The 13,689-nt window shown below is 65.3% G+C and carries 11 protein-coding genes and 1 pseudogene; 9 read left to right on the top strand and 3 right to left on the bottom strand.

What is annotated here, in order from left to right; all coding sequences use genetic code 11:
- Nucleotides 1-12: 12 nt before the first annotated feature.
- Nucleotides 13-831, top strand: coding sequence for an alpha/beta fold hydrolase (locus A5787_RS18810; protein WP_066969697.1), 819 nt, complete (start codon nt 13-15; stop codon nt 829-831).
- Nucleotides 832-995: 164 nt separating this feature from the next.
- Here the strand turns inward: A5787_RS18810 and A5787_RS28280 are convergent.
- Nucleotides 996-1,141: pseudogene (locus A5787_RS28280) on the bottom strand (cellulose binding domain-containing protein); the annotation flags it as partial.
- 145 nt (nt 1,142-1,286) lie between these two features.
- On the opposite strand from A5787_RS28280, the gene A5787_RS18815 reads away from it, so the two are divergent.
- The 6 genes from A5787_RS18815 (at nt 1,287) to A5787_RS18840 (ending at nt 11,571) form a co-directional block, all read left to right on the top strand.
- Nucleotides 1,287-4,391, top strand: coding sequence for a hypothetical protein (locus tag A5787_RS18815; protein ID WP_156764018.1), 3,105 nt, complete (start codon nt 1,287-1,289; stop codon nt 4,389-4,391).
- A gap of 181 nt (nt 4,392-4,572) precedes the next feature.
- Complete coding sequence (locus tag A5787_RS18820; RefSeq protein ID WP_197507259.1) at nt 4,573-7,257, top strand: DUF4185 domain-containing protein; 2,685 nt, start codon at nt 4,573-4,575, stop codon at nt 7,255-7,257.
- Between the two features lie 149 nt (nt 7,258-7,406).
- On the top strand, nt 7,407-8,867 hold the full coding sequence (locus A5787_RS18825; protein ID WP_066969703.1) for a biotin carboxylase: 1,461 nt from the start codon (nt 7,407-7,409) through the stop codon (nt 8,865-8,867).
- Nucleotides 8,864-10,048 carry a serine hydrolase domain-containing protein gene (locus tag A5787_RS18830; protein ID WP_066969705.1) on the top strand — a complete coding sequence of 395 codons (1,185 nt, stop codon included), beginning with the start codon at nt 8,864-8,866 and terminating at the stop codon, nt 10,046-10,048. The genes A5787_RS18825 and A5787_RS18830 overlap by 4 nt, the downstream gene beginning before the upstream one ends.
- An 11-nt stretch (nt 10,049-10,059) precedes the next feature.
- Nucleotides 10,060-10,623, top strand: coding sequence for an FKBP-type peptidyl-prolyl cis-trans isomerase (locus A5787_RS18835; protein ID WP_066969707.1), 564 nt, complete (start codon nt 10,060-10,062; stop codon nt 10,621-10,623).
- A gap of 81 nt (nt 10,624-10,704) precedes the next feature.
- Entirely contained in the window at nt 10,705-11,571 is an 867-nt protein-coding gene (locus tag A5787_RS18840) for a maleylpyruvate isomerase family mycothiol-dependent enzyme (RefSeq protein ID WP_156764019.1), read from the top strand.
- A 63-nt stretch (nt 11,572-11,634) separates the two neighbouring features.
- On the opposite strand, the gene A5787_RS18845 is transcribed toward A5787_RS18840, so the two are convergent.
- Nucleotides 11,635-11,955, bottom strand: coding sequence for a hypothetical protein (locus tag A5787_RS18845; protein ID WP_066969709.1), 321 nt, complete (start codon nt 11,953-11,955; stop codon nt 11,635-11,637).
- A 99-nt stretch (nt 11,956-12,054) separates the two neighbouring features.
- Between A5787_RS18845 and A5787_RS18850 the strand changes: the two genes are divergently transcribed.
- Nucleotides 12,055-12,492, top strand: coding sequence for a nuclear transport factor 2 family protein (locus A5787_RS18850; protein ID WP_066969711.1), 438 nt, complete (start codon nt 12,055-12,057; stop codon nt 12,490-12,492).
- A 106-nt stretch (nt 12,493-12,598) separates the two neighbouring features.
- Nucleotides 12,599-13,444, top strand: a complete 846-nt coding sequence (locus tag A5787_RS18855; RefSeq protein ID WP_066969713.1) for an alpha/beta fold hydrolase — start codon at nt 12,599-12,601, stop codon at nt 13,442-13,444.
- Here A5787_RS18855 and A5787_RS18860 read toward each other — a convergent pair.
- Nucleotides 13,434-13,676, bottom strand: a complete 243-nt coding sequence (locus A5787_RS18860) for a DUF167 domain-containing protein (RefSeq protein ID WP_066969715.1) — start codon at nt 13,674-13,676, stop codon at nt 13,434-13,436. The two genes, A5787_RS18855 and A5787_RS18860, sit on opposite strands and share 11 nt — an antisense overlap.
- Nucleotides 13,677-13,689 lie beyond the last annotated feature (13 nt).

Genomic DNA, 13,689 nt, shown 5'->3' on the forward strand with positions numbered 1-13,689 from the left:
GAAGGAACGACTATGCCTACCATCACCACGTCGGACGGTGTCGAGATCTTCTACAAGGACTGGGGCTCTGGCCAACCGATCGTCTTCAGTCATGGCTGGCCGCTGACGGCCGACGACTGGGACGCGCAGATGATGTTCTTCCTGCGCCACGGCTATCGGGTCATCGCGCACGACCGGCGCGGGCATGGTCGATCCGATCAGGCCGGGAACGGCAATGACATCAAGCACTGGGTGGCCGACTTGGCCGCGTTGACCGAGCAGCTCGACCTGCGCGACGCCGTCCATATCGGGCACTCCACGGGCGGAGCTGAGGTGGCCTGCTATGTGGCGCGCCACCAGGAGCGGGTCGCCAAGGCGGTTCTCGTGTCCTCCCCAACGCCGAGCATGGCGCGGAGCGAGGACAATCCGGGCGGGCAACCGCAGGAGTGGTTCGACGCGGTGCGCGCGGGTGTCTTGGGAAATCGATCGGAGTTCTTCCGCGCGGTGCCGGAGGGTCCGTTCTACGGATTCAACCGATCGGGGGTGGAGCCGTCCGAGGCGGTCATCGCGAACTGGTGGCGGCAGGGCATGTCCGGCAGCGCCCAGGCTCACTACGAGACGGTGGTGTCCTGGCTGCAGGACTACTCCGAAGAGCTGAAGACGATCACCGTTCCCGTCCTGGTGATGCACGGCGATGACGACCAGATCGTTCCGTTCGCCAGCGCGGTGCCCCGCGCGGTCGACCTGCTCCAGAATGGCGTCTTGAAGACTTACCCCGGCTACCCGCACGGCATGCTGACGACGCACGCGGATGTCCTCAACCCGGATGTGCTCGCGTTCATCGCGTCCTGATCGGAAGGGTCGCCTAGACCCGGTCTGACCCCAGTGCTTCCGCGCAGCATTCACGCACTCCATGAATGCGGGACCGCTGCAAAGTGGTCGCGCCCCAATCGGGTTCGCGCAGCTTGGAACTTCTGTATCTGTCTGTGGCTGTGCGCGCCAGTGCGCGGTCGCCTCTACGTGCAAAGATATTGCCCGCTGAGCGCACCATCACCGGCGGCGAGTAGGTGCCGCTCAGCACGCGTCTGAAACCAGCTGTGGCCGAGCCTCCGGGTGCAATCATGCGATTCCAATTCGCGAGGGTGATAACAACTGCGTGCCCGATGGGCCACGCACCTGTTTGGCATCGCGATTGACGGCTCCCTGCTAGCGCCTGATTTTCCCTACCACGGTTGCGTTGAAGCCCGCTAGTAGTAATGATCGACACCACGGGCGTCGAATGTCTGTCGAAACGTTGAGGACTCAATATGTTGGGCAACGTTATTACCGACGTGTTCGGCCGTCCTCGGCCGCAACGGCTAAACCTAGCCCAGACCGTCGTCGTGGTCATCCTGCTGATGTCGGGGCTCGCGCTTTGGTGGTACTTTCGGGACCTCGCGCAATTCCCCAACTCGCAACGTTATATTCTCGGCGACCGTCCGCGTGGATCGTCATTGCCGGCTGGTTTACGAGACGACATTCGGTCGGCTTGCGGTCCTCAAGCCGCGATCACGCTCGGATATGTGCTCGCCCTGGGGGCGTGCGCATTTCTGTGTTCCCGACTGGCGGTGTCACCGTTTGGCGAACGGTTCGGGCAGATCGCGCGCTGGGCGATCATCGTTGCGGCGCTCGCCAATGTCATCGAAATCATCGGTCTCCGAATCGGAACCAGCGTCGCCGGCGATCCGTACAGCGGCCTGAACGGATTCTTGACGACGGCCACGGGGGCCGCCGAGACCCTGAAGGTTTGCGCGTTCTTTGTCTCGGCGTTGGCCGTTCCGGCCGCACTCGTTGCGCTTGGCTTGCGGGCGTGGTCGAGGCTGCAACGATCGCCGCATCGGCAGGGCGCGAGCTGGTGGGACGACAGTTGGCGGGATGTTGAACTTCCCGAAGTCACCCCCGAATCGGTGTCGGAGGCTCAGTGGAGATGGCGCAACGCGTACAACGTGCCGGGCGCAGAATCGGTACGCCAACGACGCGACATCGTTGAGGCTATTTGCTTGTCGGGCGGAGGCGTGCGATCGGCTTGCGTCGCAATGGGGGCATTGCAGGTCTTCTCCGCCACGCCGCCGGCGAGCGTCGTCGTCAACGACCCCGAATGGGCCACCAAGTCGCGATCCCCGGCACTGGTCGATTGCGTCGACTACATCATCTCCGTCTCCGGTGGCGGATACACGGCGGGCGCGCGGTTGCTCGGCTGCCAGGAATTTCCCGCCGATGAAACCGACCTCGCCGGCGAAAAGCCGATAGCCACACCGGCTAGCCGCGTCGACCCGAGCCGGAAACTGCGCGTGTCCGAACGATTTGAGGAGGGGTCGGTCGAGTTCGAACACATCCGCCGCCATTCCAGCTTCATCGCGGATTCCGTGCCGGCAATGGTTCGAGCGTTGTTAGAAGTATTCAAGAACCTCATGGCATCGGTGCTGATCGTGTTCTGGCTACCGGTGGCGATCGGGTTCCTGGCAGGTTACCTCCTCGCGTACCTTCCCGTCGCGGCGATCGTGCCGGTGCCGCGGTACTGGCCAGGCACGAAAATGCAGCTCAGTGAGTTCCAAATCAAGTGGAACCCGGCCTATTTCCCTTCGCTGGTGCATCATGCGGCGGCGTGGTGGGCCGTCGCGGTACCGATCGCGGTTGCCGTCGTGGCCAGCGGTGTGGCGCTTTCCATCGAGTTGTTGCAAGTCGGGCCGACGAGCGAGCGAAGGCGTCGCCACCTTCGTACGGCTGCGCAGGTGGCCGGGGTCTTCGCCGCTGCGGTGTTAGTTGTGACCGTCTTGCTCCCCGCGTGGATGCGGTTCTTGTCCAACCTGTCGCTGAACGGCGGTTCATCGCACCTCGGCGGAACGATCGGCGCGATTTTGGGATTGCAATACGTCACCGCAATCGTCGCGATGGCGTCGAAGTACCGCGGCCGTATCCCAAAACAGGTCGCTGGCGGCTCGTGGCGGGACAAGCTGCCCCGCGGCGTGCTACCTCTGCTGCTCGTAATGCTCACGTTGGCGGTGCTCGCCGTCGCCTGGCTGGTCGTGCTGGGCGCGGTGGCCGCCGGCGTGTTCGGCTACCTCACCCAGGGCGTCGCGGGCCACCTCAGACCCGTGGCATGGCTTTGGGCGTGGCTCGTCGTGGTCATCGCGCCGATCATCATCCTGTCGGCGACCGATGTCACGTCACTGAGTCTGCATCCGTTTTACCGCAATCGGTTGGGATCAGCGTTCGCTGTGCGCCGCATGGTGCAACGCTTTTGGTGGGGAAACGGAGGTACATGCGAAGCCAAGGAGTACCCCGATGACGAGGCCACCTGGTTGCACGCATACGGCGGCGTCGAAGACGGGCCGCAATTCGTGTTCGCCGCCGCCGCAGCCATCTCCGGAAAGGGAAAGCCGGCACCGGGCCTCAATGCGGTGTCGTACACGTTGAGTGACCAGTACATCGGTGGGCCGGACCTGGGTTGGCTCAAGACGCAGGAATTGTGGACCGCCTGTCCATCCCGCCTGAAACGCGACCTAACGGTGAAGGCCGCAATGGCCATAAGCGGAGCGGCGGTTGCATCGACGATGGGTCGCCAAAATAAGGGACTGCAAACGCTTTTCGCTCTTTCGGGTGCCAGGCTCGGAACCTGGCTGCCGAATCCGAACTATGTGGCCATTCTGTCCGACAAGACTGTCGAGCGAGATCCCGCACCCACATCGGTCATGGCCGAGTTGAAAGGGACTCCCCCTCGCACACCACAGCGCAGCTGGCCGCTTGGTTCGTTGCCCACCGTGCGGGGGTTCACCTATTTCTACCGCGAGCTTTTCGGGATCCACTCGATCGACGCAAGTCTCGTACAGGTGACCGACGGTGGGCATTATGAGAACTTGGGTTTGGTCGAGGCCCTTCGACGGCGGTGTCGACTAATCATCTGCATCGACGGCGGGGGCGACACGCCGCCGCTGCTGAGCGGCCTCGCTGACGCGATACGGCTCGCGCAAGCCGAATTGGGTGTCAAGATCACACTCGAGGAAACTGGCGACTACGGCGTCGGGAGCCTTGCCCCGGGATCGGGAAAATTGCCGAACGACGACAAGGCATTCGCCTCACTGCAGCCGCGCCTCAGCCGCGGCTGCGTGGCGCGCGGCAAAATCCTCTATCCCGACGCCTCGGGACTGCCAGCAGACAAGCGAACGGGCAAGCTGATCTTTGCGAAAGCCGTTGTCTGGCAGGGTTGTCCCGACTGGCTCCTTACGTACGCCGCTGCAAACGAAGAATTCCCGCATGACCCTACAACGAATCAGTGGTTCAACGAGGGTCAATTCGCCGCATACACGGCATTGGGAAGAATTCTCGGCAAGAAGGTAGTTGAAGCACTCGCGCCGGCTCCGGACGTGAAGTGATCGTGCTCCTCGTGAAATCGCGCCGTGGCGGACCTCGAATCCGCCTGCGCCGCTTGGTGTTCGGCGGTGCGCTGATCAGGCGGCTGTGGGGTCACCGAGTGGCCCCAAAGCCACTCTTACGCGTGGATTCGCACCCGCATTGCGCGAACGAAGTGTGGCCATTACCGGCCGGGAGGCATTAGTGAACATCGCAGTGAACCCGGCGGCGCCAGTGGCGGTGGTGTATCAACCACTCGACGAGCAACTCGAAGTGTTCTTCGTCGGTACCGACGGGGTGCTCTATGACCTGTGGAAGGATAACGACAACCCCTGGAAGGGGCCGATTGGGCTGACACCTCCCGGCTTCGCCCCACCCGGCGCGCACGTGGCCGGTGCGTATTACCCCACCTTCAAAACGCTGGAAGTGTTCGCCATCGACAGCCACGGCGCCGTGAACGTTGTCTGGAAGCAGAACAACGGTGCTTGGCAAGCGCCTCATGCGCTTACGGCCGCCGGATCGTCGGTCCCGGGAGCGCCGTTGGCGGTCGTCTACCAGTCGCTCAACGAGCAGCTGGAGGTCTTCTTCATCGGCGCCGACGGTGCGCTCTATGACGTGTGGAAGGACAACAACAACCCTTGGAAGGGCGCCGTTGGGCTCACACCCGCGGGCTTTGCCCCGCCCGGCGCACACGTGGCGGGCGCCTACTACCCCACGTTCAAGACGCTGGAAGTCTTCACGACCGACAACCAGGGCGTCGTCAACGACGTCTGGAAGCTCAACAACCGCGCGTGGCAGGCGCCCTTATCGCTGACACCCACGGTCCATGCCTCCCCCGGTGCGCCGTTGACGGTGCTGTATCAGCCACTCAACGACCAACTCGAGGTCTTCTTCACGAGTACTGACGGCGGCCTCTACGACGTGTGGAAAGACAACAACAATCCGTGGAAGGGCCCGGTCCGGCTGGCCACCGCCCAAGCCGGCTGCGGGATCGCGGGCCTTTACTACGCGCCGGCCGAACAACTCGAGGTGTATTCCATCGATGCCTCAGGAGCTTTCAACGTGCTCTGGAAGAACCACAACGGGGCCTGGCAAAGTCCGGTCGGGGTCACCGACCAGCGGTTCGTCGCAGGCGCGCCGATCGCCGCAGCGGTTTACCCGAAATACGATCACGTGGAGGCGTTTTCGGTCGACCGGGGCGGCCTGCTCAACGTCGAGTGGAAGGTCCACAACCAAGCCTGGCTGCCGTGTCCGGTTCCGCTAGCGGGCACCCCACCGCCAGCGTCCCCCATCCCCGCGGTGGTCGACTCCCCCACCGTCATCCGCACGGAACGCGTCGGCCAGCTCACCGGCGAGCCCGACCCGCAGAACCTGCCCAGTTTGAACCCTCCCAACGCCGGCGAGTGGGGTGGCTGCGGCGCGACGGGAACCGACCTCGGTGCGTGCACCCAACTCGGTGACCGCATCTACTTCTTCTTCGGCGACACCCTGCCCGGTGGCGGTGGCGGCCCTGCGGCCAACACCGACCTCGTCGCCTGGACGGACGACACCGAGTTGCAGCCAGGCGGATTCACGCTGCACCCGGTCAAAGACAAGGACGGTCATTGGTTCGACCCGTTTGCGGTTCAGATCGGGAATAACCAGCCATTCACGCTGCCCGAGGGTCAGACCCCCACAGGGGCGTTTACCTACAACCAAACGGTGTACGTCATGGCCGTGTGGTCCGACCACGCCGAGGTCACTCCCCCTGGGTGGTCTAATCCTCCTGTCAGCACCTTGCTTACGAGCAAGCCCAATCCCGGCATGCCGGGACCATTCAAATTCGAATACAAGCTCAGCCGGTTCAGGGACGGGTCGGGCGCGAAATTTTGGCAAGTCGCCGCCGTGGTCGTGGACAACGCCCAACATCCGGGCCTCCCCAGCCCGGACGGGCAGGGTGTGGTTCTGCTGGGCGGCGGCTGGGGAAACCAGCTCTGTTTGGCGTGGATGAGTTTGCAACCAGGCAGCCCCGATCCGAGCACCATACGATACTGCACGGGCGACTCGTCGTGGACGCCCGCGCACACCAATGTCGACGATGCTCTTGCAGCCGAAGTCTCGGCGGTGGGCCTGGCGCCGCTCCCCGCGCACTACACCTCGATTTCCGCGCTGTGGATCGAGGACGCCGGACAGTGGGTCGTTGCGTATTCCTTGGCCAACAAGCCGGATCCCCTTCTTCCCGCGGGACCCGTCGTGGTGCGGTTCGCTCCAAACCCGTGGGGACCATGGTCCGACGAGGTTCCCATCTTCAACCCCTGCCGCGAACGGGCCTACGGCAACTTCATGCACTGGAGCGGCATGGACGATCTCAATACCCGCATCCCACCGACGTGGCTGGCGTGGCAGGACACCCCGGGCTTCGCTTACGGCGCCTTCATGATCGACAAGTTCACTAACTTCGACCGCGACACCCGCGACCTGAATCTGGTCTACCTGATGTCGACGTCCAGCCCTTATCAGGTGCAAGTGATGCGCACTGTTGTGCGACTCCCACCGCCTGCCCGCGTAGCGCCCTCGTCGCCCACCGACACCATCGCCGCCCTCGCGTCGGCCAACATCGTGCGTAGCGTCGACGAGTCGTATCTGCTGGACTGGCTTGGGAATCCATATTCCGGATATCCCGCACTCGCGCAGGCGCTCCTGAGTTTGTTGCAGGGCAGGCGTCTGGAGCAGCCGGTCGAAATCGATGTCGTCAACGGCTTCTACACCGGCCCGCAGTATCTCAATCAGCCGACGCCGCTCAGCGCAGACACCGTCAACATCGCCGCGCTCACGACTGCGTTGCTCGATGCGTCCAACGAGCGCAACGGTGGGAACCCCACCAGGCTGGAAGACCTCCTGCCGGCCTGACTCAACACGGCAACTCCCTGGCGATAACTCGGCCAGCCTTGCGGCACTCCGCACTTCTCCACGGCCAGGGGCGTAGCGCACACTTGAGCAATGGAGCTACGTCATTTCATCAGCGTCACGCTGACCGCAGCACCCCTGGAGGCCTGAACATGGGCGAACCCAAGCCGCGCGTGCTGAACGGCCTGTCGGACATCCGCGCGTTCTTTCACACGAACAAGGTGCCGCTGTACTTCATCTCGCCGACCCCGTTCAACCTGCTGGGCGTCGACCGCTGGATACGAAACTTCTTCTACCTGACCTACTTTGACTCTTTCGAGGGCACCCACTCGCGCGTGTTCGTGCCCCGCCGACGCGACCGCCGCGATTTCGACTCCATGGACGAGGTGTGCAGCCACCTCTTGTCCGACCCCGAAACGCTCGACTTCATCGCAGGTAAAGGTCCCGGTGGCAAGTGCTGCTTCGTGATGCTGAACGAGGAAATCCAGGGCCTCGCACGACAGGCGGGTCTCGAGATCATGCATCCGCCGTTCGAGCTACGCCAGCGCCTGGGCTCCAAGATCGTCATGACGCGCCTGGCGAACGAGGCGGGGGTGCCGAGCGTGCCTAACACGATCGGGCGGGCCGGCTCCTACGACGAACTTCTGGAGCTCGCGCAAAACGCCGGATTGGGAGATGACCTCGTCATCTCGATCGCCTACGGCAACGCCGGCAGCGGGACGTTCTTTGTCCACGGTCCGGGCGACTGGGACAAGTACGCCGGCGACCTGGCCGGGCAGGACCTCAAGGTGATGAAGCGGATCCGCAATGTCGAGGTGTGCCTCGAGGGTGCCGTGACCCGCCACGGCACCGTGGTCGGCCCCGCGATGACGAGTCTCGTCGGTTATTCGGAGCTGACTCCGAGCCGGGGCAGCTGGTGTGGCAACGACATCTGGCGCGAGGTGCTGCCGCCCGCCCAGACCCACGCCGCGCGAGAAATGGTGTCAAAGCTGGGCGACATGATGCGCCGCGAGGGTTACCTCGGCTACTTCGAGGTGGACCTTCTGCACGACCTCGACTCCAACGAGCTCTACCTCGGTGAGGTGAATCCGCGCCTCAGCGGCGCCAGCCCGATGACGAACTTGACCGCCGAGGCCTACGCCGACATGCCGCTATTCCTCTTTCATCTGCTCGAGTACATGGACGTGGAGTACGAGCTCGACATCGATGAGGTCAACGCGCGCTGGGAGCGGGGCTATGGCGACGACGAGGTCTGGGGCCAGGTGGTCATCACGGAGACGTCGCCGGATATCGAGATCTTCACCGCGACGCCACGCACCGGGGTATGGCGCATCGACGACGACGGTCGGGTCTCCTTTTCGCGGACCGCCAACGACTGGGCCACGCTGCTCGACGGCTCCGAGGCCTTTTACATGCGGGTCGCGGCGCCCGGCGACTTGCGTTCCGAGGGCGCCCAACTCGGCGTGCTGGTCACCCGTGGACACCTGCAGACGGACGACTATCAGCTCAGCGAGCGCTGCCAGCGCTGGGTCAAGGGTATGAAGGCGAAGTTCACGTCAACGCCCCTGACGCCCGCCGCGCCGATCGTCTCTCGGCTCGTCGCGCGCGCGTGAGCGCACCGGCCGGCATCTCACTGGACAACTGGCTGTCGCCGCCCTACTCGCAGTGGTCGTTCCAGCATGTCGAAGACATGGTGCCGACCGCGCCGATCTCGCGCGGGACCGGCCCGGTCGCGGCGATACCCCCGGCCCCCGCTCCCCTCGCGGAGATCCCAGTCACCAACACCGACGGAGTAGCGACCAGCGTCGGCGCGGTGATGGCGGCCACCGCGACCGAAGGGTGGGCCGTCGCCCATCGTGGGTCGATGGTGGCCGAGAGGTACCTCGACGACCTCACGGCCGACACCCGGCACCTGCTGTTCTCGGTGAGCAAATCGCTGGTAGCCGCCGTCGTCGGCGTTTTGCACGGGGCCGGTGCGATCGAGCTCGAGGCGCCGGTCACGAAATACGTTCCCGCCCTGGCGAATTGCGGTTATGACGGTGCGACGGTGCGCCACCTGCTGGACATGAGGTCGGGTATCGCCTTCTCGGAGAACTACGACGACTCCTCCGCGGAGATTCATCTCCTCGACCAGGCGATGGGCTGGGCGCCCAAGCGTAATCCGGACGCCCCTGCCACCCTGCGCGACTTCCTGCTGACCTTGCGGCAGAAGTCGGCTCACGGCGGGCCGTTCGAATATCGCTCGTGTGAAACAGATGTACTCGGCTGGATCTGCGAGGTCGCCGGCGGCCAGCGGATGCCCGGACTGATGTCCGAACTGCTGTGGAGCCGCATCGGCGCCCAATGTGACGCCAGCATCGGTGTAGACCCGGCCGGCACCGGATTTTTCGACGGCGGCGTCAACGCCTGCCTCACCGACATGATCCGATTCGGCTCGTTGTTCTTGCGCGACGGTGTCTCGCTTACCGGCCGGCAGGTGATACCGGCCGCGTGGATCGCCGACACCCTCGCCGGCGGCCCCGACTCGCGTCAGGCCTTCGCCGCCTGCCCCGAGGACACCGAACTGCCCGGCGGGATGTACCGCGACCAGGTGTGGATCCCCTACCCCGGCAACAACGTGGCATTGTGCCTGGGCATGTGTGGTCAGATGATCTACATCAATCGCGCGACCGAGATGGTCGCCGCCAAGTTGTCCAGTCAGCCGCATTCCCACGAGCCGCACATGCTGGACACGCTGCGCGCGTTCGATGCGGTGGCACACGAACTGGCCGGGCACCACGCACGGCGCCACTAGCTGGCGGTAGCGTGACGGCCGTGAAATCTTCCCGGGTGTCTTACTCCGTCGCGCTCGCGGCCTGTGCCGCGGCCACCGTCATGCTCGCCACGCCGGGCACGGCCACCGCCGCCGGCTCCTGCCCCACCGCCGCGCCGCCGAACGGCGCGACGCCTGAGTGGACGCTGGCGGGAACCACGGGCAGCGTCGCGGTCACCGGGTCCACGGATACGACGGCCCCGCGCGTGACCGTGACGGCACCCTTCAGCGTGGCCCAGACGCAGGTGCACACGCTGCACGCCGGAGATGGGGCGGCGGTCCCGAGCACGGCCAAGGTTTCCGTCTGCTACATGGGCGTCAACGGGCGCGACGGATCCGTGTTCGACAGCAGCTACGACCGGGGCGCCCCGGTTGACTTCCCGCTCGGCGGGGTCGTGCCAGGGTTCCAGAAGGCCATTGCGGGACAAAAGGTCGGGTCCACCGTCGCCGTCGCAATGACGTCCGCGGACGGCTATCCCGACGGTCAGCCCAGCGCCGGCATCCGGCCGGGCGACTCGCTCGTGTTCGCGATCAAGATCCTGAGCGCCTCGAGCTGACGCCCGTGCCGGTCATCCGATGACTTTGGTGGCTAACGCAGGTCTACACCGATGTCATCTCGCTGCGCACAGGAGGCTCGCATGTTCCAAGGCGCCTACCGCGACGCTCTCTGGTCGGCGGTCCATGCTGAGCGCGCCGCGCTCGCGGACGACCTCGCCTGGCTCGACGATGCGCAGTGGGCGCAGGAATCATTGTGCGGGCGGTGGGTTATCGAGGAGGTGGTTGCCCACCTGACGGCGGCCGCGAGCACCGGTCCCCTGCGCTGGTTCACCAGCGCCCTGGGCGCACGATTCGACTTCGATTTGCATAACGACCGGCGCTTGGCCGAGCACCGAGGCGGGACACCCGCCGAGACGCTCGAGCGATTCCGGCAGGTCATCACCAGCACCACCGCGCCACTGGGCCCGACCACCGCGTGGCTGGGTGAGGTCGTCGTGCACGCTCAAGACATCCGGCGGCCCCTCGGACTCCTCCGCACACCCCCGGTGGGCGTCGTCACCCCGGTCGCTAACTTCTTTGCTCGTCGGGACTTCACGGTGGCCGGCCGGAGTGCGATCGATGGTCTGCGCATGGAGGCGACGGACAGTTCCTTTGCGACCGGCACCGGCCCGCTGGTCAGCGGTACGACCCTGGCGCTGACGATGGCGATGGCCGGGCGCGGCGCCACTGCGACGAGCTCGCCGGTCCCGGCGTCCCGACGCTGCGCGCCCGGTGCCCCGCCGGCTGAGCGGCGGGGCCGGCGCCTCTCACAATCTCTGACGGATGAACGCGACGCGCTCCGGCTTGCGTCGCTGCATGGCCTGCGTCTCGCGTCGCTGGCGTGCCCACCATGCCCGCAATGCTTGAGCGTCAATCGGCGTAGTCGGGTCGTCAAAAGGCGATGGTGCGGTGTACATGGCGCCTTCGTTCTGCGGATTATAGACGAGCACGTTCACTACTTGCTATGAGCTTACTATGCATGGCGAAGGAACGCCAGCGTCTACTATGCGATCTTGCGAAGCCACCGTTCGTTAGCTCGCCGGCGGTACCAGCGGCGGACGGCACACGTTGGCGCCCGGATCCCACCACCAGCCGTTGTCGCATGCGAGCGGCTGCGGCCCGACACCCAGCGGCCGGCACACATTGGCCGTCGGGTCCCACCACTGCCCGGGGTCGCATGCCAGCGGCTGCGGCCCGACACCCAGCGGCCGGCAGACCTTGCCCGTCGGGTCCCACCACTCGCCGTCCGCGCAGTCAGCCCTGCTCACCGCCGGCGTCGCGATCGTCACGGCAGCCATCGATGCCAACGCCGCCATGACGGCGGGAACAAGACGGCGAACGAACGTCCTCATGGCGAGCCTCCCCCGTGTGGCATATGGATCATCGAACCGAGCCGAGCCGCACAGGTCAAGACTCGAGCGCGACCGCTCGCCCCGGTTACCGTCGAGTCTGTGACGACTGAAACCGACCCCGCGGAGATCCGACGCCTCGTTGACGAGCTGGCCAGCGCCCTTCGGGCCCACGACCTGGAGGCGGCGATGTCGATCTACGCGCCCGACGTCGTGTCGTTCGACATCGAACCACCGCTCCAACACGTGGGTGCGGAAGCAAAACGGAAGAACTGGGAACGCGTCTTCGCGGCATACGAGTGCCCCCTCGGATACGAGGTTCGCGAGCTCACCATCACGGTGGGAGAGGACGTGGCGTTTGCCCACAGCCTCAATCGGCTCAGCGGCACGTTGCGCAACGGTGCAAAGACCACCGGTTTCTGGGTCCGAGCGACGACGTGCTTTCGCAAGCTCAATGGCCGCTGGGCCATTGCGCACGACCACGTGTCGGTGCCTTTCGACATGTCGACGGGTACGGCGCTGGTGAATCTAGAGCCCTGAGCAGGCATTGGCAGTGCATGGCAGTTCCTGGGGTGGCCCTGGCAGCGGCCGCTGAGCTTTTATTCGGTGAGGGGTCGGCACCGAAAGCTCAAGGAGGGACAACCGCATGGCACAGCTCGCGCTCCGGCAGGCCACCATCGAATACCAGGAGTACGGACCGAAGGATTCGCCGCACGCGCCGGTGCTGTTCGTCCACGGCATCCTGGTCGACGGGCGACTGTGGCGCGAGGTCGTCGATCCCCTGGCGCGGCGCGGCTTCCGCTGCATCGTGCCGACCCTGCCGCTGGGCTCGCACACCATCCCGGTCCACGACGCCACCGCGCTGTCCCTGCCCGGTATCGCCGAGCTGATCAACGACGTGATCGTCGCCCTCGACCTTTCCGATGTGACGCTGGTCGGTAGCGACACCGGAGGCGGGCTGTGCCAACTGGTCGTCGACGCCCACCCGGACCGGATCGGCCGTCTGCTGCTCACCAATTGCGACGCCTTCGACAAGTGCCCACCATTCCCGTTCGACATCGCGTTCGGGCTGCTGCGGGGCCCCATCTCGATCAAGGCCATGTTCCAGCAATTACGGTTGCGGGCGCTGCGCCACTCGCCGCTGGGCTTCGGCCTGCTCATCAAGCGCCCCGATCCGGACCTCACCTCCGCCTGGCTGCAGCCCTGCCTCAACGACTCACGCATCTGCCGCGACATGGCGGCGCTGCTGCGCCAGGTGACCGCCTTCGACCTCAACGATGTGGCCACCCGCCTTCCCCGGTTCACCAAGCCGGTCACCCTAGTGTGGGGCCAAGAGGACCGCTGCTTCACGCCCGGCCTGGGCCGGCGCCTGGCCGGGTTGTTCGGCAACGGGAAGCTGATCGAGGTGCCCGACGCGAGAACCTTTGTCTCCCTTGATCAGCCGGACGCGGTCATCGACGCGATCGTCGCGATCGCTGCGATCAGGGCGTAGCGCTGGGCCTGACCCGGAAACGTTTGAGCCGCGCCGTCGTTCCGGACACCAACTCGATTCGGCTTCTCGGCAATTGAAGGTGTGCCGCGAGCAACCGGGTGACCGCTTCGTTGGCCTTGCCGTCAACCGCCCGCTCCCGGACGTAGATCGTCAGCTCACCGTCGGGACCGACCTCGACAAGCGGCCCCTTGCGGCTGCCGGGCTTGACCTTGACGACGACGAAGTCGCTCATGCCGCGTGAGGCT

The sequence above is a fragment of the Mycobacterium sp. 852002-50816_SCH5313054-b genome (assembly GCF_001667185.1).
In the GTDB taxonomy this organism is placed as follows: Bacteria; Actinomycetota; Actinomycetes; order Mycobacteriales; family Mycobacteriaceae; genus Mycobacterium.

Excerpts from the sequence above, each read along its gene's own strand:
- A5787_RS18810 (WP_066969697.1), top strand. The coding sequence starts at position 13 with ATGCCTACCATCACCACGTCGGACGGTGTCGAGATCTTCTACAAGGAC.
- A5787_RS18815 (WP_156764018.1), top strand. The coding sequence starts at position 1,287 with ATGTTGGGCAACGTTATTACCGACGTGTTCGGCCGTCCTCGGCCGCAA.
- A5787_RS18825 (WP_066969703.1), top strand. The coding sequence starts at position 7,407 with ATGGGCGAACCCAAGCCGCGCGTGCTGAACGGCCTGTCGGACATCCGC.
- A5787_RS18840 (WP_156764019.1), top strand. The coding sequence starts at position 10,705 with ATGTTCCAAGGCGCCTACCGCGACGCTCTCTGGTCGGCGGTCCATGCT.
- A5787_RS18845 (WP_066969709.1), bottom strand. The coding sequence starts at position 11,955 with ATGAGGACGTTCGTTCGCCGTCTTGTTCCCGCCGTCATGGCGGCGTTG.
- A5787_RS18855 (WP_066969713.1), top strand. The coding sequence starts at position 12,599 with ATGGCACAGCTCGCGCTCCGGCAGGCCACCATCGAATACCAGGAGTAC.
- A5787_RS18860 (WP_066969715.1), bottom strand. The coding sequence starts at position 13,676 with ATGAGCGACTTCGTCGTCGTCAAGGTCAAGCCCGGCAGCCGCAAGGGG.